A 25056-nucleotide genomic window follows, 5' to 3' on the forward strand; every position below is an offset into this window, starting at 1 on the left:
AGATTTGAAAAGATCTTTTTTCTTTAACGATAAAGCGCTAGAAATTGTACATTTGTTGTTCGATAAAAAAACACATTTCCTTTGAAAATAGTTAAAGATATTGCCAATTTTTCTACAAAAGAAAAGACTTTTGTTACCATTGGTACTTTTGATGGTGTACATTTTGGGCATCAAAAAATATTAGAAAAACTAGTTTCTGAAGCTAAAAGTGCAGGTAAAAAAGCTGTTTTATTAACTTTTTTTCCTCATCCAAGAATGGTTTTACAAAAAGATGCAAAAATAGAATTGATTAATACTATTGATGAACGTGCTAATCTTTTAGAAAAAACAGGTTTAGATTATTTAATAATTCATCCTTTTAGTAAAGATTTTTCTAGAACGACCGCTTTAGAGTTTGTAAGAGATACTTTGGTTAATACGTTTAATATTTCGAAATTAATTATTGGTTACGATCATCATTTTGGAAAAAACAGAGAAGGAAATATAGATCAATTAACAGAATATAGCCATTTATACGATTTTACGGTAGAAGAAATTCCTGCACAAGATATAGATGATGTTTCTGTAAGTTCTACTAAAGTAAGGCGTGCTTTGGCTACCGGAAACTTAAAAACTGCCAACAATTATTTAGGCTATAATTTTATGCTAAATGGTGTTGTTGTAAATGGAAAGAAACTAGGCGGTCAAATTGGTTACCCTACTGCAAATATTGATGTTAAAGAAACTTATAAATTAATACCAAAAACAGGCGTCTATGTTGTAAAATCTTGCATAGAAAACAAAACTGTTTTTGGAATGATGAATATTGGTAACAGACCTACTGTTAATGGAAATCATCAAACAATAGAGGTTCATTTCTTTGATTTTAATGCAGATTTATATGACCAAAATCTTACCATAGAATTAATTTATTTTTTACGAGATGAACATAAATTTGATTCTGTAGATTCTTTAGTTATTCAATTAAAAACAGACGAACAAACTGCACGAAATTATATTTTAGAAAATATTAAGTAAGCTTCTAATCATTTCTTTGTTTTCTCTCGTTTTTAGAGATATCATATTAAGGTTGCTTTACATTGTGTTTTCATTTTTATGTAATTTCTCAATTCGTTAAAGTGACAATTGTTGTGTCTACTGCTACGTTTAGGTATTCTCTAAATTCTTATTCTAGAAATGATATTCTTCTAGAATACCTGTAAGGTCTACGCTACTCTAAATTAACTTCCTTTTTTAGTATTAACTACGCGTTAAGGATAGCGCAATTGTTTGAGCTCTTTTTTGTTCTTTTAACAAAAAAAGCGAGTGCAAAAGCCTGACCCTTGTGGTAACGCCCAAATGATATAATAACTATTCTTTTATGGTGGTTTCTAGATCTCTTTATGGTAAAATTATTTGTTATTGATTTCGTGGTTAAACTACTTCACAAATTATATATTTGCATTTCATAATTCTTAGAAAATATGCTACAAGTACAATTTATTAGAGATAACAAAGAAACTGTTTTAGCAGGTTTAGCAAAACGTAATTTTGCAAATGCAGAAACATTAGTAGAACAAGTTTTAACGGCAGATGAAAATAGAAGAGCAACGCAGGTTTCTCTTGATGATGTTTTATCTGAATCGAATAAACTGTCTAAAGAAATTGGTGGTTTATTTAAGTCTGGTGAAGTGCAAAAAGCTAATATTTTAAAGGAAAAAACTGTATTGTTAAAGGAACAGTCTAAAGAATTTTCTGAGAAATTAAATACACTTTCAGACGAGTTGCAAAACTTATTGTATCAAATACCTAACGTGCCTCATTCTTCTGTAAAGCCAGGAAATTCTGAAGCTGATAATGAAAACATTTTTAGCGAAGGTATTATTCCAGATTTAGGCGAGAATGCACTTCCTCATTGGGAGTTGGCAAAGAAGTATGATATTATAGATTTTGAATTAGGTACAAAAATTACAGGCGCTGGTTTTCCTGTTTATAAAGGAAAAGGAGCAAGATTACAACGTGCATTAATCAATTATTTTTTAGATAAAAATATTGAAGCAGGTTATAAAGAGTACCAAGTACCGCATTTAGTAAATACAGAATCTGCTACTGCTACTGGGCAATTGCCAGATAAAGAAGGGCAAATGTATCATTCTAACGAAGATGATTTGTACTTAATACCAACTGGTGAAGTACCTATTACAAACATGTTTCGTGGTAATTTAATGCAAGAAGCAGATTTTCCTGTTTGTTGTACAGGTTACACACCTTGTTTTAGAAGAGAAGCTGGTAGTTATGGCGCACATGTTAGAGGTTTAAACAGATTGCATCAATTTGATAAAGTAGAAATTGTTAGAATTGAACACCCAGATAATTCTTACCACGCTTTAAGTGAAATGGTAGAACATATTAAAGATATTTTAAGAGAGTTAAAATTACCTTATAGAATTTTACGTTTGTGTGGTGGTGATACTGGTTTTACTGCCGCTTTAACTTTCGATTTTGAATTGTTCTCTACTGCACAAGACAGATGGTTAGAAATTAGTTCTGCTTCTAACTTCGAAACTTTTCAAGCGAATAGATTAAAACTTCGTTTTAAAAATAAAGAAGGCAAAAGTGAATTTGCACATACTTTAAACGGTAGTTCTTTAGCTTTACCACGTGTTTTAGCTGGTATTTTAGAAAATTACCAAACAGCAGACGGAATTAAAATACCAGCTGTTTTAGTGCCTTATTGTGGTTTTGACATGATTAATTAAATAAGACTCTATTAGGAGTTTTAAATTTATAAAAATAAAATCGTAGCTTCAGTATATAGTCTAAAATTGGCTATTTACTGAAGATGCAAATTACATACTAACTTTAGTTAGAGATTACAGTTATCATTAATCTTTTATATTTATTCATTTCTAAAAGAGAATTTAAATAGGCACTTATTTGTCCGTTTTTCATAAACTCTGTAGCGTTGCTTTTTGCAGTTTCGTATTGTGTAGTAAAAGTATTCATAATGTTAATTTTTTGATTGGTTATTTATCTTATAGACAAGTTCTGTGCCAAAATGTTACAAGGAACATTTAAAATACGCTTGGTTTAATAAAATTTTAACATTTATCTTGATTATCTTTGATTTCGATGAAAAAAATATTTTTACTTCTTTTTCTAATTATTAGCTCGGTAACTATTGGTCAAAATCCTGCACAAAAAAAAGCACAGAATAATTATATTTTAGCAGAAAATTACTACAGAGAAGGCGCATATGAAAAAGCGACTCAGATTTATAAAAAGTTATACGACAGCTCACCATTTAACACCACTTATTTAGGAAGATTAATTTCTTGTTACCAAGAAACAGATCAATTTTTAATTGCAGAAAATTTACTAAAAAGTAGAATTAAAGCCAATAAGAGTCAGGTTTACTTATATGTATATTTAGGATACAATTTCGAGAAACAACAACAAAAAGAAAAAGCACAAGAAAACTATAAAATTGCTATAAACTCTTTAGACAAAACACCTTCTTATGGAGCTATACTTGGTCGTTTATTTAAAGAATACAACTTATTAGATGATGCTATTTTAGCCTATGAAAAAGCAATGGAAGCAAATAAAAATGCCAATTATAATTTTCAGATTGCGCAGATTTATGGAGAAAAAGGCAATTTTAAAAAAATGTTCGAATCTTATATTGATCTAGTAGATAAAAATGATCAATATTTTAGTTTAGTACAAAGATATACTAGCACATATATTACAGATGATGCCGAGAATGAAGCGAACATTTTATTTAGAAAAACACTTTTAAGAAAGTCTGCAAGTAACCCAAAAGATGTTTGGAATACCTTGTTAAGTTGGTTATTTACACAGCAGAAAGATTACACAAAAGCGCTTATACAAGAAAAAGCACTATACCAAAGAAAACCAGACGATTTAAGTGCTATTTTTACAATAGGTCAAATAGCTTTTAATGATAAATCTTTTGATGCTTCCCAACAGTGTTTTAATTTTATAGTTGAAAAATCTACTACTAAAAATGAAATAATTAATGCAAACTTATACTTAGCCAATATTGCCGTTGCTACTAAAAACCCAGATACAGAAACCATATTTAAGAATCTTTTTACAACTTTTGGAAAAAATACAGCAACTATAAAATTACAAGTAGCTTATGCAGATTTTTTAACCTTTTCTAAGAATGAACCTACAAAAGCAAATATAGTTTTAGAGGAAGCACTTTCTTTTGCAAACTCTAAATTTGACAAGGCAAGAATTAAATTAAAACTAGGCGATGTTCTTGTGTTTACAGGCAAGTTTAACAAAGCACTTATTTACTTTTCACAAATTCAAACACAATTAAAAAACCACGAGTTAGGGCAAGAAGCAAGATTTAAAGTAGCGCAAACTAGTTATTTTAAAGGCGATTTCGATTGGGCTAAAGCACAACTAAAAGTATTAAAAAGTTCTACAACACAATTAATTGCAAATGATGCTGTAGATTTATTTTTAAAAATTTCTGATAATGAACCTGTAGATTCGATTCCTTCTGGTTTAAAGCAATTGGCAAATGCAGAATTAATGGCTTTTCAGAATAAAAACGATGCTGCTTTGGCTGAATTAAATAGTTTATTCACCAAAAAAGATGTTTTTATAAATGGTTTAACTTCTGGTGAAGTAATCTATGATGATGTGTTATTTTTTCAAGCAAAATTATTTATTAAACAAAAAAGATACGAAGAAGCTCTTGTAAGTTTATCTAAAATTATTGAAGCTGATAATCAAGGTTTTTTAACAGACGATGTTTACTTTATGATGGCAGAAACCTATAATAACAATTTAAATAATACAGAAAAAGCACAAGAGTATTATCAGAAAATAATATTCGAACACCCTTCTAGTATCTACTTAGTTGATGCTAGAAAAAAATATAGAAAACTAAGAGGAGATAAGGTTTAACTACTATAAATCTTATATTTAAAAACATACAATTACACACAAAAATGTACATATACAACGTAACTATAAATATTGATGATTCTGCGCATAACGAATGGTTAACTTGGGTTGAATCTCATATAACAGATGTTCTTAATACAGGCAAATTTACATCAGCAAAACTAACAGAAGTTTTAGTTGAAGAAGAAATGGGAGGTAAAACATATTCTATACAATACGCTGCAAGCACAAGAGAAGATTTAAATGATTATTATAAAGAACATGCAGACGATTTTCGTTTGATAACTTTAAAGAAGTTTGCAGATAAAATGTTAACTTTTAATACAGAGTTAAAGATTGTAAACGAGTTTTACCCAACAAGTGTTAGTAATTAACATTAGTTTTTTGTAAAAATAAAAACACTTTTCTTTAAAAACTAGCTTCTACTCCAATAGAGAAAGCATTTATTTTAGAAACACCTAATTTATAATGTTCATAACCAGAAGAAATTCTGTAGTTATTAATATTATATTTTAATAACAATTTGGTGTTTCTAACAGACTCTCTGTTAACAGTTGCCCATTTATGAGAAGCAACTAAACTTATAGGTTTTGCAATAAAAATTTCGCCACCAAAACCCATTAAGAATCTAGTTTCTTTTACATCATTAAAAACATGTCTAAAACCTAAACCAAACCATGCATCGAAACGCTGTGTTCTAATTCTGTCGTATTTAAGTAAGGTAGAAAACATATTAAAAGAATCTCTTTTATTATTTACGTTTTCAGAGAATGTAGTATAATTTATATCTAAAGCAAATCGTTTTAAAAATTTAAAATCTACTCCAATATCATTACCATATAAGTTTTTACTCTCTATTAAAAAGTGATTGTAAAAATCGAATCTTGTAATATTATAATTGGTAGTATTTGTATAAATAAAGTTACCATGAAAAGGTTTTTCATACGGGTAATGCGCTATTTCTGCAGTACTCATTCTTCCTTTCATTTCCCAAGGAGATTCGAAAACAACACCATAAACAGTATACGCTGCAACAAACCAAACTATTCTAGCAAACGGATTTTCTATACCAGTACTTGTGTTATTTGCAGCAGTTGATGAAGTTTTAGAGCTCTTAGACGACGTTTTAACTACGTTTGTAGAAGAATTACTGCTTTTTAAACTCTCTTTTGCTTTATCTAATTTGCCCTCTTGAGAGAAACTGCAGAAAGAAAAAAGTGTAAATAATATTGATAAAACAAGTAATTTTTTATGCATTTTGGTTGATTTTTAAAAATCTATAACAAACAAAAATTATGCCGATTTAACTGTACCTTTGCCCTTAGAAGTATAAAAACAAAGATTGTGTCTGTAAAAGCAAAAAAACATTTAGGTCAGCATTTTTTAACGGATGAAAGTATTGCAAAAGATATTGCAGATGCTTTAACGGGAAATGGATATGATGATATTTTAGAAATTGGTCCTGGAATGGGCGTTTTAACAAAATACTTATTACCAAAGAAAGCAAAAGTTACTGTTATGGAATTAGACAGAGAATCTGTTGCTTACCTTCATGACACTTTTCCTCTAGAACATATTAAATTAGACACCTCAAAAGATCATTTTTCTATTATAGAAGGCGATTTTTTAAAGAAAGAAATACAAGAAATTTTCCAAAAAAAGCAAGTAGCAATTATTGGTAATTTCCCTTATAATATTTCTACTCAGATTGTTTTTAAAGCAATAGAAAATAGAGATTTTGTACCAGAATTTGCTGGTATGTTTCAAAAAGAAGTAGCAAAAAGAATTGCAGAAAAAGAAGGTTCTAAAGTGTACGGTATTCTATCTGTTTTAACACAAGCTTTCTTTGATGTAGAATATTTATTTACGGTTCCACCAACGGTTTTTAATCCACCACCAAAAGTAGATTCTGGTGTAATAAGACTTGTTAGAAAAAAAGATTATTCGCTACCTGTAGATGAAAAAATATTTTTTAGAGTTGTAAAAACAGCATTTAATCAGCGTAGAAAAATGTTGCGTTCTAGTTTAAAATCTTTTAATCTATCAGACACTTTAAAAGAAGATCCTATCTTTACGAAACGCCCAGAACAATTATCTGTAGAAGCATTTATTTCTCTCACGCAAAAATTAATAGAAAATGGCATTTGAAATCACAGATGAATTTTTAGAAAAATTAGTTGCTTTCATTTATGAAAAAAACGACACTGATATAAAACTACTTTTTGAAGAAGTCCATTTTGCAGACATTGCAGAAGTTTTAGATGAAGTTAATTTTGATGAAGCTATTTATATCATTAAACTTTTAGACAGCGAAAAGACATCTGAAATTCTTACAGAATTAGATGAAGATACACGTGAAAAAATTTTAGAAAACTTATCTGCAAAAGAAATTGCAAATGAAGTTGGAGAAATGGATTCTGATGATGCTGCAGATATTATTGGAGAATTGTCTGAAGAAAGGCAAGAGCGTGTAATTTCTGCTTTAAAAGATGATGAATTAGCAGCAGATATTAAAGAATTATTATCTTATGAAGATAATTCTGCTGGTTCTTTAATGGCAAAAGAATTGGTAAAAGTCTATGAAACTTGGACGGTTGCTAATTGTATGAAAAGAATTAGAGGACAAGCAAAAGAAGTTACCAGAGTTCATTCTATTTATGTTGTAGATAAAGATGATAAGTTGGTAGGTAGACTGTCTTTAAAAGACCTAATTATAGCAAAATCAGAGCAAAAAATATCAGACATTTCTAAATCTAAAGTAGATTCTGTAAATGTGAATGAAGAAGACGAAGAAGTTGCTAAAATTATGTCTAAGTATGATTTAGAAGCAATACCTGTTGTAGATGATAATAATGTTTTATTAGGTAGAATTACTATTGATGATATTCTAGATGTTTTAAAAGAAGAAGCAGACAAAGATTACCAAATGGCTGCAGGTTTAACACAAGACGTAGATTCAGATGATAGTATTTTCGAATTAACAAAAGCACGTTTACCTTGGTTATTCTTAGGTTTAATTGGTGGTGTTGGTGCTTTTATAATTATGGAAGGTTTTCAAAGTGTCTTCTCTACATATGCATCTTTATTCTTTTTTACACCTTTAATTGCTGCAATGGCAGGAAACGTTGGTGTACAATCTTCTGCAATTATTGTACAAGGTTTAGCGAATGATGATGTAAAAGGAAGTATAAATAGTAGGCTTTTTAAAGAAATGCTTTTAGCAGCTTTAAATGGCGTTATTTTAGCACTATTTTTATTCTTCTTTGTGTGGATTTATGAAGGTAAAATAGACCTTGCTTTGGCAATTTCTGTTTCTCTAGTAGTTGTTATTATTATTGCAGGTTTAATAGGTACGTTTGTACCATTATTTTTAAATAAAAGAGGTATTGACCCAGCAATAGCAACGGGTCCTTTTATTACTACTTCTAACGATATATTTGGAATTTTAATTTACTTTATGATTGCAAAGTTAATTTTAGGAATATAAAAGTACATAAAAAGACCTTTCTGAATTAACAGAAAGGTCTTCTCCTTTTTCTTCTTAACTTTAGAAATAAGTCCCTAACCTTATTTCTGCAATTAGTCCCATTTTTTTTATAGAGTTTTGAGTTAAAATCCTACACAACAAAACTACTTTTAATATTCTAAATAATTATGAGGAAAACCGTAATTAGAAATGTAGATTTCCGCAAAAGGAATATTAATCTATAATACCCAACTCTTTTGCCTTTAAAATTAAGTCTGTATTATTATTTGCGTTTAAGTTTATTCTTAGGTTTGCCAATTTGGTTTCAATAGAACGAAGTTTAATCACAGTGCCATCATTCTTTTTAATAACACCTTCTAAATTACCTATTTTAGCATGGTTAGGTAGCTCTTTTAAAACCTGAATAGCTACATCATCCATTTGTATCTGAACGATGTTTCTACGCATTATTTTTTGATGAATTTCGTGCGTATAATAAAAATCGCTTGCAAGCATCTTTTGAATAGCAAAACCTATTTCTTTTGCATCACACTTACTCTTTAACAAATAAGCATTTGGGTTTAAATTACTAATTACATTATAAACTCTATTCGTTTCTGTGTGCCCAGTAATTACACCAATTTTAATATCAATTTCGTTATTTCTAATAGCTTTTATTAATTCTTCTCCACCATCTAATTTTGTATCTTCTGTAGTGTTATCGAAACTTAAATCTGTAAATAAAATTTGAAATGGTGTTGTTTTTTCACTCGTTTTTATCAACTGAAAAGCAGTATCGCAATTATTGGTAGTTACCACATCAAAATCTCCAACTTCTTTTAAAGAACATAAAATTCCTTGTATTACTAACTGGTGGTCATCTGCAATTAATATTCGTAATTTATTAGCCATTTTTAGGTATTTCAATAATTGTTTTTGTTCCTTTTTCTAGTTCACTTTCAATAGTAAAAACACCACCAATTTCTTCTACTCTTTCTTTTAAATTTTTTAAACCAATTCCGTTTTTCTTAGCATTAACATTAAAGCCTTTACCATTATCTAAAATTGTTAAAATAATTACTTTTTTAGTTTCACTAAATTTTAAAATAACTTCTTTAGCTTCTGCGTGTTTTTTAGTGTTTTGTATGCTTTCTCTAATCGATAAAAATAAAGTTCTTTTTATAGAATTATTTACGGATTTCCATAAAACACTATCAATTTCTTTAACTTTTATTTTAAAATCAATTTCAAAACAATCTGAAACCAGATTAATTATCTGGTTTTTAAAAGACACTTTATCAAAACTCTCGCTACTTAATTGATGCGATAAGTTTCGAACATTTTCATTAATAATATCTAAACTTTTTGCTTCTTCTAATTGGTTTGTTTTAGCCAATTTTAAGTGCAGCATTCTAATATCTCCAGCAACTTCATCGTGTAAAGATTTTGCAATTTGCTGACGTTCTTTTTCTCTAACTTCAACCTGTTTTAATTTAGCATTAAACAGCATTTTCTTTTTTCTATTAGAAACAATATTAATACCAAAACATATAAATAAAACACTAACGCCTGCAAGTAACCAACCAATTATTTTATGCTGTTTTTCTGTTTCTAATTCTAAATTTTTTCTTGTGTTTTCCTCTTTTAGATGTTTATTTTCTATGTCTTTCTTTTCGGTTTCATATCTAACTTTAGCAAACTGATTTTTTCGAGTTCTTTCTCTAGCAAATAAACTATCGCTTAATTTAATATATTCTTTAAAATGCTTTTTAGCGGCTTCGCCAGAAGTTAACTCAGCTAAAAACTGTAAACATTCTAAAACTTGTTCATTATTTCTTGTTTTCTTACCTAATTCTAAACCAATATGAGCGTGCTTTTTTGCCAAATTATATTGTTTATTTTTTATGTAAGCTTCTGCCAATAAACTATGTGAAACACTTTCTCCGTATACGTATTTAGAATTTTTTCTACCTTCTAAAACCGTTTTATATCCAGAAATTGCTTTTTCTATTTTACCTTGTCTAAAATATACAGAAGATAAACTTCCTAAAAGATTTTGATATTGTCTTGGATATTTTGTCGCAATACTATCAAAACGTAAACCTTCTTTAAACAAAGCAATTGCTTTATCAAATTTTGCCTCATCTACGTACGTTGCGCCAATATTATTATATAAATTTAAATAGTTTACTTCTCTTCTAGATGTTACAGTATTAAACTTAGCTATTTCTCTTGCCTTTATATAATAGGCTCTAGATTCTTTTGGTCTGTTTAAATGCCCCAAAGCGTTTCCTAAGGTTTGATATAAAGAAATTAAAGTTCTATATTTTTTAAGAGGTTCTATATATTTTAAACCTTCTACTGCTGTTGTTTCACATCCTAAATGATCGAGTTCTTTAATTTGAAGAATAGCCATAGAAAGCAATCTTCTACCGGTTTCTAGAGAATCTTTTAAACCAATAAAAATATTTTTAGATTCTTGATAATAATAAAAACTACTATCTAAATTATTTTTTATTTTATGATTTAATGCAGCAAAATGATATGCTTTTGCTAAAGAAAAAGAATCTTTACAGCGTTTAAAATGTTTTTGTAAATTATTTTTAGAGAAAGTTAAACCCAAAGTATCTTTAGCAAAATAACTTTCTTTGGCGTAAGAAATATTAGACTCTAAAACTAGAGAATCTATTTCTGATGCTTCAGATAAGGCAATTGCTCTTTTTAGATATTGAAACTTCTTTGATCCTTTTGCGTTCTTTAAATAAAAAACAATAGAGTCTGTATTTTTATCAAATTCTTTTTTTTGAGAAGATATCGTTAGACTTACTAAAAATATAAAAAATACTATTAATTTTTGCGTAAAAAATAAATTCCTTAATTTTTTAAATAATCGGATGTTACTCATCCTACCTTAAGGTTCAAACTCATTAATAATTCTGTAAAGTTGTTTTCTTTTCGCTTCATTTAAATAGGGATATTTTTTTGAAGCCTTAAAAATAGAATTTTAGAATTAAAACTTACTACAATTTATTCATTTTCTGAAATAAATCCCACAAAACAACACCTGTAGTTACAGATATATTTAAAGAGTGTTTTGTACCTAATTGCGGAATTTCTATACACAAATCTGAAGCATTTACAACTTCTTGTTGCACACCTTTTACTTCGTTACCCATAACAATAGCATACTTTTCATTTTTCTTCGGATAAAAAGTGTCTAATTTTGTAGAATTTTCTGCTTGTTCAATAGCAAGAACTTTAATATTTGAATCTTTCAATTTTTGAATAAGCATTAGCGTATCTTCTACGTATTCCCAAGCAACAGACTCTGTTGCTCCTAAAGCAGTTTTGTGAATTTCTTTATTAGGCGGAGTAGCACAAATACCACACAAATAAATTTTTTCAATTAAGAAAGCATCACTTGTTCTAAAAACAGAACCAATGTTATTTAAACTTCTAATATTGTCTAATACTACTATAATTGGGGTTTTATCAACAGTTTTAAATTCATCAACTGTAATTCTACCTAACTCGTTATTTTTAAGTTTTCTCATAATTTGTGGATAATTCACTAACAACTAAAAATGAACAACTAATCACTTTTTTCTATCTTCGCAAAACTAACTGAAAATTTCCAAAAACTTGGCAAAATCAAAACCAAAAAAGGTAACTCCTTTAATGAAACAATACAATGCAATCAAGAATAGATATCCTGATGCAATGTTACTTTTTAGAGTAGGAGATTTTTACGAAACCTTTGGTGAAGACGCTAAAAAAGCTGCCGGAGTTTTAGGAATTACACTCACTAAACGTGGTGCTGGTAGTGAAACAGAAACTGCTTTGGCAGGTTTTCCGCATCATTCTTTAAATACGTATTTACCAAAATTGGTAAAAGCAGGAATGCGTGTGGCTATTTGCGATCAGTTAGAAGATCCTAAAATGACCAAAACCATTGTAAAACGTGGTGTCACAGAATTAATTACTCCTGGAGTTTCTTTAAATGACGAAGTTTTACAAACAAAAACCAACAACTTTTTAGCGGCGGTTCATTTTGATAAAAAACAACTCGGAATTTCTTTTCTTGATGTTTCTACAGGTGAATATTTAGTAGCGCAAGGAAATGCAGAATATATTGATAAGTTGTTACAAAACTTTTCTCCAAGTGAAGTTTTAGTTCAAAAACAAAACAAACAACAATTTTTAGAGTTGTTTGAAAACCGTTATTACACGTTTTATTTAGACGATTGGGTTTTTCAAAAGGAATATGCAAATGAAACGTTGCACAATCATTTTGAGGTTAAAAGCTTAAAAGGTTTTGGAATCGAAGATGTTAAAAACGGAATTATTGCTGCCGGTGCAGTAATGTATTATCTATCGGAAACGCAACACAATCAGTTAAAACACATTCAGCATATTAGCAGAATTGCAGAAGATAATTATGTTTGGATGGATCGTTTTACCGTGAGAAATTTAGAATTATATAACCCGAATTCTATCAATGCAGTCACACTTTTAAATGTAATTGATAAAACAATATCGCCCATGGGCGGAAGACTTTTAAAACGTTGGTTGGCACTTCCTTTAAAAAATATAGACGAAATTAAAAATCGTCATGAATTGGTAAAGTTTTTTATAGACTCAGATGCTTTTTCTCAGACGGTAACTTATCAACTAAAACAAATATCAGATTTAGAAAGGTTAATTTCTAAAGTAGCTACTAGTAAAGCTTCACCAAGAGAAATTGTACTTTTAAAAGATTCTTTAAAGGCTATTTTACCAATAAAAAGTACCTCCGAAAAAAGTAAAAATAAGACAGTAAAAGAACTTGGCAATCAGCTTCATTCATGTGATGATTTGATAAGTAAAATTTCTGAAACTTTATTTGATGATGCTCCGGTAAACATTAATAAAGGAAACGCAATTGCAACAGGTGTTCATAAAGAATTAGACGATTTACGCGCCATTTCTAATTCGGGAAAAACCTATTTAGACAATATGCTAAAGCGCGAAATTGAACGAACAGGAATTACAAGTTTAAAAATTTCGTTCAACAATGTTTTTGGGTATTATATTGAAGTTAGAAATTCTCATAAAGACAAAGTACCAGAAGAATGGATTCGTAAACAAACGTTGGTAAATGCAGAACGATATATTACGGAAGAACTAAAAGAATACGAAACAAAAATTTTAGGTGCCGAAGAAAAAATAGCCAAATTAGAACAAGAAATATTTACTAAATTATTACAATATATCATTCAATATGTACAAATTGTGCAAGAAAATGCACAAATTATTGCAAAAATAGATTGTTTACTTGCTTTTTCTGTTTTAGCGATTGATAATAATTATGTGCGCCCAATTATGGATGAAAGCACAGATTTAGAGATTAAAAATGGGCGTCATCCAGTTATTGAAAAGCAATTACCAATAGACCAAACCTATATTGCAAACGATGTTGTTTTAAACAGAAATCAGCAACAAATTATTATGATTACTGGGCCAAACATGTCTGGTAAATCGGCTATTTTAAGACAAACAGCATTAATTGTTTTATTGGCTCAAATGGGAAGTTATGTGCCGGCTCAAAATGCGAAAATTGGTATTGTAGATAAGATTTTTACACGTGTTGGTGCAAGTGATAATATTTCTATGGGCGAATCTACTTTTATGGTAGAAATGAACGAAACGGCATCGATATTAAATAACGTTTCTGAGCGTAGTTTAATTTTGTTAGATGAAATTGGTCGTGGAACTTCTACTTATGACGGAATTTCGATTGCTTGGGCTATTTCAGAGTTTCTACACGAACATCCAACCAAAGCAAAAACATTGTTTGCAACGCATTATCATGAGTTAAATGAAATGACAACAACTTTCGAGCGCATTAAAAACTTTAATGTGTCTGTGAAAGAGTTAAAAGACAATATTATTTTCTTACGTAAATTAGTTTCTGGTGGTTCTAATCATAGTTTTGGTATTCATGTAGCAAAATTAGCTGGAATGCCAAATATGGTGATTCATAGAGCTAATAAAATTTTAGAAAAACTAGAGAAAAACAATAAAAATTCTGAAGTTAAAGATGTTTTAAAGCAAACTCAAGAAGAGGAAATGCAGTTGAGTTTCTTTCAGTTAGATGATCCTTTACTAGAAAACATTAAAGAAGAAATTTTAGCTACTAATATAGATACTTTAACGCCTATTGAAGCTTTGATGAAACTAAATGAAATAAAGCGAATGTTAATGAAGAAATAGGTTTTTGGTACTTTTTTTAAATTAAAATAGCAAAAAAGAACGAAACCTTTGGTTTTAACTTTTCTGCTATTTTTTTATATATGTTGTAGTAGTTTATGTTTAAATCATTCAATCCAAACTGAACTAGAACAAATTGTTTCCCATTTAGAGTTTCTTTTTTGAAGTAATGTTAAACTACCACCATAAGTTTCAGTGCTGTAATATATTGCCATTGTATTATTTCTAAACAAAATGGGTATGGAAATAAATGATGTTTCAAAACTTTTTTTTTCTTTTGTTATGTTCTTTTTATAAATTGATGGTAATTTATATAAGTTTTTTACTTTTAGTTTTTTAAACTCTTTTCTTAAAAAAACAATATCATTCTCCTTTATGATATAAGTTTCACAAAATTGAAATTCCAAATTATCAGTGATATATTCCTCAATTGGTTTTTTAAAACTTGTACCATTATTATTAATTGTTTTATAATAAATACTAGATTTTGAAGATTGAATAATCGTATTTAGAACATTAATTTGATTTTCATCAGTTATTTCTTTTGCCGAAGAACAAGATAAAATCACAAAACAAATCCAAATGAAAACCAATTTATTAGCATTTAGTACTTTTTGCATCTCTTTCGTTTTTAATTATAGTTTGAATTTCTTTTTTCTTATCATCACTAAATGCTACATAAGCATCAGATTGTTCTAAACCACCCTAAGAAAGTTTTGTATAATAAGAAATATCTTGTAGATAACTATCATAGGCTGATATTGAATAAGCTAATGCTGCAACATATTGATTCATAAATTGATGTTGGGCCAAGTTTCCTGTTTTATTTTTCTTTTAGTGTTCTTCCTATTTTTCACAATTTAGTAATAATAATGAAATTCCAAAACATAAAATTCCAGTTTTTAAAAGTTTAAACGTTTATGTAATTTTCTTTTTCATAGCATTTACATATTTAATCTTTTGCAATATTTTTTCGTAAAACTAAAAAATAATAAAGTACCTATCAATCCCTGAATTCAGAGATAAAAACACTATTTTTAATCAAAAAAAGTTAATAATAGTGTTTTTACTTTTAAATTTATAAAAGATTTAAAAAATCAATTTTGAATAATTTAATTTACTTTTATGCCCAATAATTAAAACTAATCCTCTTTAATAATAATGGTAGACAATTTAGAGCAAGGTTTTTTTGGTATCGGAATTCAGAATGGAAAAACACCTGAAAACTTAGGTGTATTATGGCGTTCTGCACAAAATATGGGTGCTAGTTTTATTTTTACCATTGGTAATAGATATGCCAAACAAGCTTGCGATACACATAAAGCTACAGGTGCAATGCCTTATTTTCATTATGAAACTTTTAATGATTTCTTTAACAATTTACCAAAAGGAGCTATGTTAGTTGGCGTTGAATTAAATGAAAAAGCAGTACAATTAGAAACGTTTATTCACCCAAGACGTTGTGTGTATTTATTAGGTGCAGAAGATCATGGATTGTCTAATGCAGCTATTGAAAAATCGCATCATCTAGTAAAGTTTAAATCGGAATTAAGTTTAAACGTATCCGTTGCCGGAAGTATTATTATGTATGATAGACAGGCGAAGCTATTTTTTTAAGAAACAAATAATTACTAAATTTTTCCTTAAATTTTGTGTAGAAGTATGTTCATTTAATATTGAATAAAAAATATTAATGTTAGACATAATATCACAGATATTAGAGAGAATAATACTTCACTTTTAAGATTTTTAGAATTATTCAAAGCCTTTTTAAGAGCTTTAAATCTAAAATTAAAAACAACTAAAATTAGTGGTATTAAAAATAAATACAGCATAGTATTAGTTGAGTTTAACTTCCTTATTAGTTTCTCTATTTGAATAATAAGATATTATACAAACCAATGCTCCAATAAAAGGCACAAATAAAATGAGTGCTCCCCAAAGTAAAAAACGAGTATTGCTTTGGCTTTTAGAAGCTAAAAACAAAGAAAATACAACTAAAAAAAGTAGTATAACAAGAAAAATTATAATTTGAGTAGGATTGATCATTAACATAAAAACAGTTTTTTTGTTAAAGGTACAATTTGTTTTTAAAGTAGAAAATGTGTTCTTATGATGAATAATATCAGAAAAAAACAGAAATTTACGTTAAACAATAATAGTTTATTCTTTTTATAAAAATAACTGATTATCTTTGTAGTATGAATACAGCATTCTTATTTATTAGCGGCCCAGAAATTATGGTTATCATGTTAATCGTGGTAATGGTTTTTGGTGCAGATAAAATTCCTGAAATTGCTAGAGGTTTAGGTAAAGGAATTAGGCAAGTTAAAGACGCAACTAATGATATTAAAAGAGAAATAACAGATAGTTCAGAAAAAATAAATATAGAAACAGATATTACAAAAGACATTAATAAAGAAATTAATGCTGTTAAAGATAATATAGACGATTTTACAGGTCCAATAAAAAGACAGTTTTAAATTTATTTTACTCTGCTAATTGTTAAACCATCTCTAATTGGTAACAAAACAGTTTCTATTCTAGCATCTTCATTCATTAATTTATTATAGGCTAAAAGTACTTTTGTATCTTTATCTTTTGGGTCTAATTCTTCTACAACTTTACCACTCCATAAAACATTATCCGATAAAATAATTCCTCCAGAATTCATTTTATCTATAATTAAATGAAAGTAGTTTATATAATTAGATTTATCTGCATCTATAAAAACCAAGTCAAACTTTTTATCTATTGTTGGTATAATTTCAATGGCATTTCCTACAAACTGTGTAATCTTATTTCTAAATCCAGATTTTTCGAAGTATTTATTTTGAAGTGTTTCTAGTTCTTCATTTTTATCTATGGTAATTATTTCTCCATCAGAAGACAATCCTTCTGCTAAACACAATGCAGAATAGCCTGTATAAGTTCCAATTTCTAAAATATTTTTAGGCTGTATTAATTTTGTTATCATAGACAAAATTCTTCCTTGAAAAGCACCACTTAACATTCTAGGGTTTAATACTTTTTGCCAAGTTTCTTTTGTTAGTTCTTGTAGAATTTTAGGTTCTATTTGAGAATGTGCTACAACGTAATTATCTATTTTTTCTGGTAAAAAATGCATTTTATTATCTTTTTATTACAATAACAATTTAGAAAGAGACCTAATTAAACTATTAGAAAAGTAACTTATAAACGCTGTATAAGAAGAGCGCTTCGAAATACAAAAAACGGAACTTAAATTAATAAGTTCCGTTATGTATGTATCTAAATATTTATATTATTTACTTTCTTCTAATGCCTTTCTTAAAGCATCTTTATCTTCTAAGGACATGCAATGGTTAATACTTTTACATCCTTTAGAATACCCTTTATAAAGTTTGCTCAACTTCATATTTTGTTTTGTGTAAACAGCACATATTCTACATCTAATGAAGTGAATATTTAACTTTACTAATTCTTTTAAAGAAGCTTCTCCGTATTGATTTTTATCACAAATGGCTGTAGCCTCGTCACACGTAATTTTTAAACTTTTAAACATTTCTTAATTATTAAACCAATTATCTTCCATACACTTTCTTAACTGAGTTCGAGCTCTATGTATGATAACCCATAAATTTGACGAAGTAATATCTAACTCCTTACAAATTTCTTCTGTTTCAAATTCTTGTACAGTTTTCATTCTAAAAACCATTGCATATTTTTCAGGTAAATTATCTATACAAGCTTCTAATTGAGTTTTTAATTCTTCGTTTTCTATTTTCTTTTCAGATGAATTATCCCAACTTTGTGGCACACGTTCTTCTATCCAACTTCCTTCATTTTCACCGTCATCATAAAAATTCATTCTAACTTCTGCTTGCCCTTTTTTAGAATTAATTTTTCTATAATGATCTATAATTTTTCTTTTAAGAATAGATACTAACCAAGTTCTTTCAGAAGCTTTTCCTTGAAAATTTTTAGCAGATTTTAATCCTGCAAAAAAAGTTTCTTGCACAAGATCTTTAGCTAAGTCGCTATTATTTACACGAGAAATGGAATAATTATACAAATAATCTGCATAATTGTCTATCCATTTATTAGAGTTTAAAGTATGTTTTTGTTCTGCCATTGATTCATTAAAGTGCCAAATATAACGTTAATTTTTTTCATCTGTTATTTAACCCTTTTGTCTTATTTAAAAATTCTTATTAAAAATAAGTTCCATATTTTCTTAAAATTGAAATAATTTATATAATTTTTAACTTTAAAACAAAGCGTTAAAATTATAAGTTGCTAAATATCTATTGATATTCCTTACTTTTACCGCCAATTAAAATGATAAAAATATGTCTGTAGCTAAGAAGCAATATAAACGTGTTACCGTAAAATCTTTAGTAGAAATGAAAGCTAATGGAGAAAAAATATCCATGTTAACAGCTTACGATTTTACAATGGCAAAGATTTTAGATGGATCTGGAATTGATGTTTTACTTGTAGGTGATTCTGCTTCTAACGTAATGGCAGGTCATGAAACTACATTGCCAATAACATTAGATCAAATGATTTATCATGCTAGTTCTGTGGTAAGAGCAATAGAGCGTTGTTTGGTTGTGGTAGATTTACCTTTTGGTAGTTATCAATCAGACCCAAAAGAAGCTTTACGTTCTGCTATTAGAATTATGAAAGAATCTGGTGGACATTCAATAAAACTAGAAGGTGGTAAAGAAATTAAAGAATCTATAAAAAGAATATTAAATGCCGGAATTCCTGTAATGGGACATTTAGGTTTAACACCACAATCTATTTATAAGTTTGGTACATATACCGTTAGAGCTAAAGAAGAAGAAGAAGCAGAAAAATTAATGGAAGACGCATTACTTTTAGAAAGATTAGGTTGTTTTGCATTGGTTTTAGAAAAAGTACCTGCAAAATTAGCTAAGAAAGTTGCAGATGCTTTAACAATTCCTGTAATTGGTATTGGTGCTGGTAATGGTGTTGATGGGCAAGTTCTGGTTACACATGATATGATTGGAATGACACATGAATTTAATCCACGTTTTTTAAGACGCTATTTAGATTTGTATAAAGACATGACGGGTGCTTTCGAAAACTATATTTCAGATGTAAAAACAGGAGATTTTCCTAGTGACAAAGAGCAATATTAAATACAATTAAAGTAAAAATTATTATAAATGCGAAAGCAGGAATCTAGAATTACTTTTCTCGATTTCTGCTTTTTTTATGAATAACAAAATCTAATATTACCTATGAAAATTCTACATTTAGACTCAAATCATTCTTTATTAATAAATCAACTAAACAATTTAGGTTTTACTAATGATGAAGATTACACATCTTCTAAAGCAGAAATTGAAGCTAAAATTCATTTATACGATGGTTTTATAATTAGAAGTCGTTTTTCTATTGATAGAAATTTCTTAGACAAGGCCACAAACCTTAAATTTATTGGTAGAGTTGGCGCCGGATTAGAAAACATAGATTGTGAATACGCAGAAAGTAAAGGAATTAGCTTAATAGCAGCACCAGAAGGAAATAGAAATGCTGTAGGAGAGCATAGTTTAGGAATGTTATTATCTTTATTTAACAAGCTAAACAAAGCAGATAAAGAAGTTAGAAACGGAAAATGGTTGCGTGAAGAAAACAGAGGAATTGAACTAGATGGAAGAACTGTAGGTTTAATTGGTTATGGAAATATGGGAAAATCTTTCGCTAAAAAACTTAGAGGTTTTGATGTAGAAGTACTTTGTTATGACTTAAAAGAAAATATTGGTGATGAAAATTGCAAACAAGTTTCATTAAAAGAATTGCAAGAAAAAGCAGACGTTTTAAGTTTACACACACCACAAACAGAAACTACAAAAAACATGGTAAATGCAAATTTTATCAATAGTTTTAAGAAGAGTTTTTGGTTAATAAATACCGCACGTGGAACTTCTGTTGTTACCAAAGATTTAGTTGTTGGATTAAAAAACGGTAAAATTTTAGGTGCAGGATTAGATGTTTTAGAATATGAAAAAGCTTCTTTTGAAAATCTTTTTTCTGATGATAAAATGCCAGAAGCTTTTCAATATTTAATAAAGTCAGAAAACGTAATTTTATCGCCACATGTTGCTGGTTGGACAATCGAAAGCAAAGCAAGATTAGCACAAACAATTGTAAACAAAATTAGAGCAAAATTTAATTCAAATAATTGAATATCAGTAAATTAATGTATTTTTAAGATATCTTGAATATTAATTTTAAAAGAATGAAAAAAGGTAAAGTAATAGGTATTGGTGGTGTTTTCTTTAAATCTAAAGACCCGCAAAATTCTAAAGATTGGTATCAGAAACATTTAGGCTTTAATACCGATGAATGGGGAGCAACTTTTTGGTGGAAAGATAAGAACGGTAATGATGCATCAACACAATGGAGTCCGTTTTCAAATGACACAAAACATTTTGAGCCTTCTAAAAAAGACTTTATGTTTAATTATAGAGTTGAAAATTTAGTTGAATTACTCCAGGAATTAAAAGAAGACGGAGTTACAATTATTGGTGAAATAGAAGAATTTGAATATGGTAAATTCGGTTGGATTTTAGATAATGATAATAATAAAATAGAACTTTGGGAACCAAAAGACGAAGCGTTTAAATAAAATTAAAAACATTAATTTGTTAATTATGAAAGAAAATTTAGAATCGAAAAAGGTTGATAAAACCAATATAGAAAATCCTAGAGAAACTTTAGAGAGTTTAAAAGAGCAAGCAAATGAAATTAAAAATGCTACAAAACAAAAATCTATAGCATTAAAAGAAGAGGCAGAAGAAGCTTTTGAAAATGCTAAAGAAAAAATTAATGAAACTTTTTCAGATGAAAACATGGATAAAGTAAAAGTTAAACTTGATGAATATAAAGGTGATGCTAAAGAAATATTTGAAGACGTTTCTGAAAAGGCTTCTGAATTTGCAAGTGAAGCATCAGAACAATTAACAGATTTAGCAGAAGATGCAAAAGAAGAATTACAAGAAGCAACAAAAAAAACGAAGAGCTTCTTTCAAAAATTATTCGGTAAATAAAAACAAATATGAAATTCCTATCAAACTATCCTGCAGAAATATTAATACTAATTTTTCTAATCGTTACTTTTATTCAATCTGGAATAGACAAACTTTTAGACTGGAATGGCAATGTTTCTTTTATTAAAGAACATTTTAAAAATTCACCTCTAAAAAACAGTGTTCCTTTATTATTAGCTATTATTTTAATAATTGAAGTAATTGCCGGAATTTTAATGATTATAGGTATTTATCAATTATACACATCTGAAGTAAAAGAAATTGCTTTATTAGGAATTGAGCTTTCTGCGATTACTTTAATTTTCTTATTGATTGGACAACGTCTAGCAAAAGATTATGCAGGAGCGATGTCGTTAGGTGTCTATTTTATAATAACAGTATTCGGTGTCTTTCTATTAAATAACTAAAAACTATTTTAAATTAAATTACTATAAGGTATTTCTATTTAAAAAGGGCTTAAAACATGCGTTTTAAGCCCTTTTTAAATTTCTGCAAGGTGTTTCTATGAAACAAGTAATTATATTTAATAGAAACCTATTAAAAGTTGATTTTAGTAGTTTTTAATCACATAAATTAGAGAAGAATACTCAGAAGTTCTTCTTGCATTAAAGTTTGATATAAAACCTCTATAAAAAGCTCTTATAGGCCTAGATTTACCAAATTTATATTTTTCACTTAAAAGAGAAACATAATAACTATCAAACTTCATTGGTAAAGTTTCATCAACAATCATTTCTACTTCAGAAAATAATTTATGAATAGAACATTGGCTAAAATGCCAAAGATGTCTAGGTACGTCATAAGCCGCCCAATGTTCTTTATAAAACTTTGCATCGCAGCTATTAAAATTTGGTACTGCTACAATAATTCTTCCTTTTGGTTTTAATAAACTTTTTAAAACTTTAATTGTTTCCTTTAGGTTTTCTACATGCTCTAAAACATGCCAAAGAGTAATTACATCAAATTTCTTATTAGTAACATCTAACAGTTTTTCTTTTAAAACAATTCCTTTTTTATCTGCAATTGTTCTTGCATCTAAACTAGGTTCAATTCCTAGAACTTTCCAATTATTACTTTTACAAACTTTTAAAAAATCTCCCGTTCCAGCACCAACATCTAAAACTGTTTTTGTTTCGGTTTTAAATGAATTTAGTAAAACAAGTTTTTGTTTTAAAGTATGGTTTTTTACAGTATGATACAGTTTATCATAAAGTGTTTTTTTACTATCTGTATGCGAAATATAATCTTCGCTTTTATAGTAATTTTCTAAATCTGCGGGCACAGGAGATGTTACCAACATCTTGTACTCTTTGTTTGTCATTACTTCGAAACTCTCTTCAGAAACAGTGTAATCTTTACAATTTAAGAGGGGAATTAAATTTGTATAGAGTTCTTTTTCATTCTCCATATTATTTTAATTTTAATATTGTTCCACGAGGAACATTAGCAATTTTTATTATTTTTTATCTTCCCATATAAACTAACAACACAGAAATATCACTTGGTGATACACCACTAATTCTACTAGCTTGTGAGATAGAAGTAGGCTTAATTTTATTTAGTTTTTCTGTAGCTTCAAAAGAAAGAGATTTTACTTTTTCATATTTAAAAGTAGAAGGAATAACAACGTTCTCTAACCTATTTAATTTATCTGCATTACTTTTTTCTTTATCTATATAACCAGAATATTTTAGATGAATTTCTGCTTGTTCTATTACATCTTTTGCAATAGCATTATCTTCTAAAAAAGTTTTTAATTTAACTAAGTCTTTAAAATCCGAAAAGGATAATTGTGGTCTAGCAGCAATTTTAAAAAGCTTCATAGATTGATTAACAAGTGCTAAATTTTTAGCTTCTAAAATAGGATTTACTTCCTCTTGCTTCACACTTGTGTTGTGTAAAAACTTAATTAGTAATTCTGTTTTTTCTTGCTTTTCTATTACACGATCCATTCTTTCTTTAGAAGCTAAACCTAATGCAAAACCTCTTGGAGTTAATCTTAAATCTGCATTATCTTGTCTTAAGAGTGTTCTATATTCTGCTCTAGAAGTAAACATTCTATAAGGCTCTTCTGTTCCTTTAGTAATTAAATCATCAATTAAAACACCAATATAAGCTTCGTTTCTTTTAAGAATAAAAGGCTCTTTATCTTGCGTTTTTAAGGCAGCATTTACACCAGCCATTAAACCTTGTGCAGCAGCTTCTTCATAACCTGTTGTTCCGTTTATTTGACCAGCAAAAAACAAACCATCTATTAGTTTCGTTTCTAAAGAATGTTTTAATTGGGTTGGTTGAAAGAAATCATATTCGATTGCATAACCATATCTTAAAAACTTTACATTTTCGAAACCTTCTATAGAACGAATTGCTTTGTCTTGAATATCTTCTGGTAAAGATGTAGAAAAACCATTTACATACATTTCACAAGTTGTCCAACCTTCTGGTTCTACAAAAATCTGATGCCTATCTTTAGTTGCAAAACGATCTATCTTATCTTCTATCGAGGGGCAATATCTTGGTCCTGTAGATTTAATTCTACCGTTAAACATTGGTGAACGATCAAACCCTTCACGAAGTAAATCATGAACATCTAAATTAGTATAGGTAAGCCAACAAGAACGTTGTTTAGTTAACGCACTTGTAGTTGGTAAATAAGAAAATTTTTCTGTAATTTCATCACCAGGTTGTTCTAACATTTTAGAATAATCTAAAGACCTACCGTCTACTCTTGGTGGCGTTCCTGTTTTCATTCTACCAGACTCAAAACCTTTGGCAACTAAATCTTCTGTAATTCCTGTAGAAGCTCCTTCTCCTGCTCTACCACCACCAAAACTTTTATCACCAATATGAATTAAACCATTTAGAAAAGTACCTGCAGTTATAACAACTGTTTTTGCTTTTATTTCTAAACCTAAAGCGGTTTTTACACCAACTATTTTATTACCATCAAACAATAAACCATTCACAGAATCTTGATAAAAATCTAAATTATCTGTTTGCTCTAACATTGTTCTCCAGCATTCTGCAAATTGCATTCTGTCAGATTGTGCTCTCGGACTCCACATTGCAGGTCCTTTAGATTTATTAAGCATTTTAAACTGTATCGCTGTTTTATCTGTAACAACTCCACTATAACCACCTAAGGCATCAATTTCTCTTACAATTTGTCCTTTTGCAATTCCTCCCATTGCAGGATTGCAACTCATTTGTGCAATATTTTGCAAATTCATTGTAATTAACAAAGTATGCGCACCTAAATTTGCACTTGCTGCTGCTGCCTCACTACCTGCGTGACCACCACCAACTACTATAACATCAAATGTTGTTGAAAATAAACTCATTTTTTAT

The 25056-nt window shown here is 28.6% G+C and carries 25 protein-coding genes; 14 read left to right on the forward strand and 11 right to left on the reverse strand.

Annotation, left to right across the window (positions count from 1 at the left end; genetic code table 11):
* Nucleotides 1–81: 81 nt before the first annotated feature.
* Nucleotides 82–1017, forward strand: coding sequence for a bifunctional riboflavin kinase/FAD synthetase (locus tag SHK09_RS01715; RefSeq protein ID WP_319809039.1), 936 nt, complete (start codon nt 82–84; stop codon nt 1015–1017).
* Between the two features lie 446 nt (nt 1018–1463).
* Nucleotides 1464–2738 carry a serine--tRNA ligase gene (gene serS, locus SHK09_RS01720; protein WP_319809040.1) on the forward strand — a complete coding sequence of 425 codons (1275 nt, stop codon included), beginning with the start codon at nt 1464–1466 and terminating at the stop codon, nt 2736–2738.
* A 103-nt stretch (nt 2739–2841) separates the two neighbouring features.
* Here serS and SHK09_RS01725 read toward each other — a convergent pair whose 3' ends face one another.
* Nucleotides 2842–2985, reverse strand: a complete 144-nt coding sequence (locus SHK09_RS01725; protein WP_319809041.1) for a hypothetical protein — start codon at nt 2983–2985, stop codon at nt 2842–2844.
* Nucleotides 2986–3111: 126 nt separating this feature from the next.
* On the opposite strand from SHK09_RS01725, the gene SHK09_RS01730 reads away from it, so the two are divergent.
* Entirely contained in the window at nt 3112–4929 is a 1818-nt protein-coding gene (locus SHK09_RS01730; protein WP_319809042.1) for a tetratricopeptide repeat protein, read from the forward strand.
* Nucleotides 4930–4973: 44 nt separating this feature from the next.
* On the forward strand, nt 4974–5303 hold the full coding sequence (locus SHK09_RS01735) for a DUF4286 family protein (RefSeq protein WP_319809043.1): 330 nt from the start codon (nt 4974–4976) through the stop codon (nt 5301–5303).
* A gap of 34 nt (nt 5304–5337) precedes the next feature.
* On the opposite strand, the gene SHK09_RS01740 is transcribed toward SHK09_RS01735, so the two are convergent.
* On the reverse strand, nt 5338–6186 hold the full coding sequence (locus SHK09_RS01740) for a hypothetical protein (RefSeq protein WP_319809044.1): 849 nt from the start codon (nt 6184–6186) through the stop codon (nt 5338–5340).
* Between the two features lie 87 nt (nt 6187–6273).
* Between SHK09_RS01740 and rsmA the strand changes: the two genes are divergently transcribed.
* The gene (gene rsmA, locus SHK09_RS01745) at nt 6274–7077 is read left to right on the forward strand and encodes a 16S rRNA (adenine(1518)-N(6)/adenine(1519)-N(6))-dimethyltransferase RsmA (protein WP_319809045.1); all 804 of its coding nucleotides are present in this window, start codon (nt 6274–6276) and stop codon (nt 7075–7077) included.
* Nucleotides 7067–8416: a magnesium transporter gene (gene mgtE / locus SHK09_RS01750; RefSeq protein WP_319809046.1), complete on the forward strand. Its 1350-nt coding sequence runs from the start codon at nt 7067–7069 to the stop codon at nt 8414–8416. The genes rsmA and mgtE overlap by 11 nt, the downstream gene beginning before the upstream one ends.
* Nucleotides 8417–8629: 213 nt before the next feature.
* Here mgtE and SHK09_RS01755 read toward each other — a convergent pair whose 3' ends face one another.
* From SHK09_RS01755 to SHK09_RS01765, 3 genes are all read right to left on the reverse strand, one after another.
* Entirely contained in the window at nt 8630–9307 is a 678-nt protein-coding gene (locus SHK09_RS01755) for a response regulator (protein WP_319809047.1), read from the reverse strand.
* Nucleotides 9300–11300 carry an ATP-binding protein gene (locus SHK09_RS01760; protein ID WP_319809048.1) on the reverse strand — a complete coding sequence of 667 codons (2001 nt, stop codon included), beginning with the start codon at nt 11298–11300 and terminating at the stop codon, nt 9300–9302. Before SHK09_RS01760 ends, SHK09_RS01755 begins: the two co-directional genes overlap by 8 nt.
* A 115-nt stretch (nt 11301–11415) precedes the next feature.
* Complete coding sequence (locus SHK09_RS01765; RefSeq protein WP_319809049.1) at nt 11416–11949, reverse strand: RNA methyltransferase; 534 nt, start codon at nt 11947–11949, stop codon at nt 11416–11418.
* Nucleotides 11950–12037: 88 nt separating this feature from the next.
* Here SHK09_RS01765 and mutS point away from each other — a divergent pair, with 88 nt between their 5' ends.
* Complete coding sequence (gene mutS, locus SHK09_RS01770; RefSeq protein ID WP_319809050.1) at nt 12038–14647, forward strand: DNA mismatch repair protein MutS; 2610 nt, start codon at nt 12038–12040, stop codon at nt 14645–14647.
* A gap of 104 nt (nt 14648–14751) precedes the next feature.
* On the opposite strand, the gene SHK09_RS01775 is transcribed toward mutS, so the two are convergent.
* On the reverse strand, nt 14752–15264 hold the full coding sequence (locus SHK09_RS01775) for a hypothetical protein (protein WP_319809051.1): 513 nt from the start codon (nt 15262–15264) through the stop codon (nt 14752–14754).
* 541 nt (nt 15265–15805) lie between these two features.
* Here SHK09_RS01775 and SHK09_RS01780 point away from each other — a divergent pair.
* The gene (locus SHK09_RS01780; RefSeq protein ID WP_319809052.1) at nt 15806–16261 is read left to right on the forward strand and encodes an RNA methyltransferase; all 456 of its coding nucleotides are present in this window, start codon (nt 15806–15808) and stop codon (nt 16259–16261) included.
* A gap of 584 nt (nt 16262–16845) precedes the next feature.
* Nucleotides 16846–17127, forward strand: coding sequence for a twin-arginine translocase TatA/TatE family subunit (locus tag SHK09_RS01785; RefSeq protein WP_319809053.1), 282 nt, complete (start codon nt 16846–16848; stop codon nt 17125–17127).
* Nucleotides 17128–17129: 2 nt separating this feature from the next.
* On the opposite strand, the gene SHK09_RS01790 is transcribed toward SHK09_RS01785, so the two are convergent.
* The 3 genes from SHK09_RS01790 to SHK09_RS01800 form a co-directional block, all read right to left on the reverse strand.
* Nucleotides 17130–17771, reverse strand: a complete 642-nt coding sequence (locus SHK09_RS01790; protein ID WP_319809054.1) for an O-methyltransferase — start codon at nt 17769–17771, stop codon at nt 17130–17132.
* Nucleotides 17772–17927: 156 nt separating this feature from the next.
* Complete coding sequence (locus tag SHK09_RS01795; RefSeq protein WP_319809055.1) at nt 17928–18188, reverse strand: hypothetical protein; 261 nt, start codon at nt 18186–18188, stop codon at nt 17928–17930.
* 3 nt (nt 18189–18191) lie between these two features.
* Complete coding sequence (locus tag SHK09_RS01800) at nt 18192–18758, reverse strand: sigma-70 family RNA polymerase sigma factor (protein WP_319809056.1); 567 nt, start codon at nt 18756–18758, stop codon at nt 18192–18194.
* A 217-nt stretch (nt 18759–18975) separates the two neighbouring features.
* On the opposite strand from SHK09_RS01800, the gene panB reads away from it, so the two are divergent.
* From panB to SHK09_RS01825, 5 genes are all read left to right on the forward strand, one after another.
* Nucleotides 18976–19794, forward strand: a complete 819-nt coding sequence (gene panB / locus SHK09_RS01805) for a 3-methyl-2-oxobutanoate hydroxymethyltransferase (RefSeq protein WP_319809057.1) — start codon at nt 18976–18978, stop codon at nt 19792–19794.
* 102 nt (nt 19795–19896) lie between these two features.
* Entirely contained in the window at nt 19897–20844 is a 948-nt protein-coding gene (locus tag SHK09_RS01810) for a 2-hydroxyacid dehydrogenase (protein ID WP_319809058.1), read from the forward strand.
* A 53-nt stretch (nt 20845–20897) separates the two neighbouring features.
* The gene (locus SHK09_RS01815) at nt 20898–21287 is read left to right on the forward strand and encodes a VOC family protein (RefSeq protein ID WP_319809059.1); all 390 of its coding nucleotides are present in this window, start codon (nt 20898–20900) and stop codon (nt 21285–21287) included.
* Between the two features lie 25 nt (nt 21288–21312).
* Nucleotides 21313–21708 (forward strand): hypothetical protein, encoded by a 396-nt coding sequence (locus SHK09_RS01820; RefSeq protein ID WP_319809060.1) that lies wholly within the window; start codon nt 21313–21315, stop codon nt 21706–21708.
* A gap of 8 nt (nt 21709–21716) precedes the next feature.
* Complete coding sequence (locus SHK09_RS01825) at nt 21717–22115, forward strand: DoxX family membrane protein (protein WP_319809061.1); 399 nt, start codon at nt 21717–21719, stop codon at nt 22113–22115.
* Nucleotides 22116–22258: 143 nt separating this feature from the next.
* Here the strand turns inward: SHK09_RS01825 and SHK09_RS01830 are convergent, their stop codons facing one another.
* Entirely contained in the window at nt 22259–23116 is an 858-nt protein-coding gene (locus SHK09_RS01830; RefSeq protein ID WP_319809062.1) for a class I SAM-dependent methyltransferase, read from the reverse strand.
* Nucleotides 23117–23171: 55 nt separating this feature from the next.
* Nucleotides 23172–25049: a tRNA uridine-5-carboxymethylaminomethyl(34) synthesis enzyme MnmG gene (gene mnmG, locus SHK09_RS01835; protein ID WP_319809063.1), complete on the reverse strand. Its 1878-nt coding sequence runs from the start codon at nt 25047–25049 to the stop codon at nt 23172–23174.
* Nucleotides 25050–25056: the final 7 nt, after the last annotated feature.

It is taken from the genome of Polaribacter sp. PL03 (assembly GCF_033875165.1).
Lineage (GTDB): Bacteria > Bacteroidota > Bacteroidia > Flavobacteriales > Flavobacteriaceae > Polaribacter.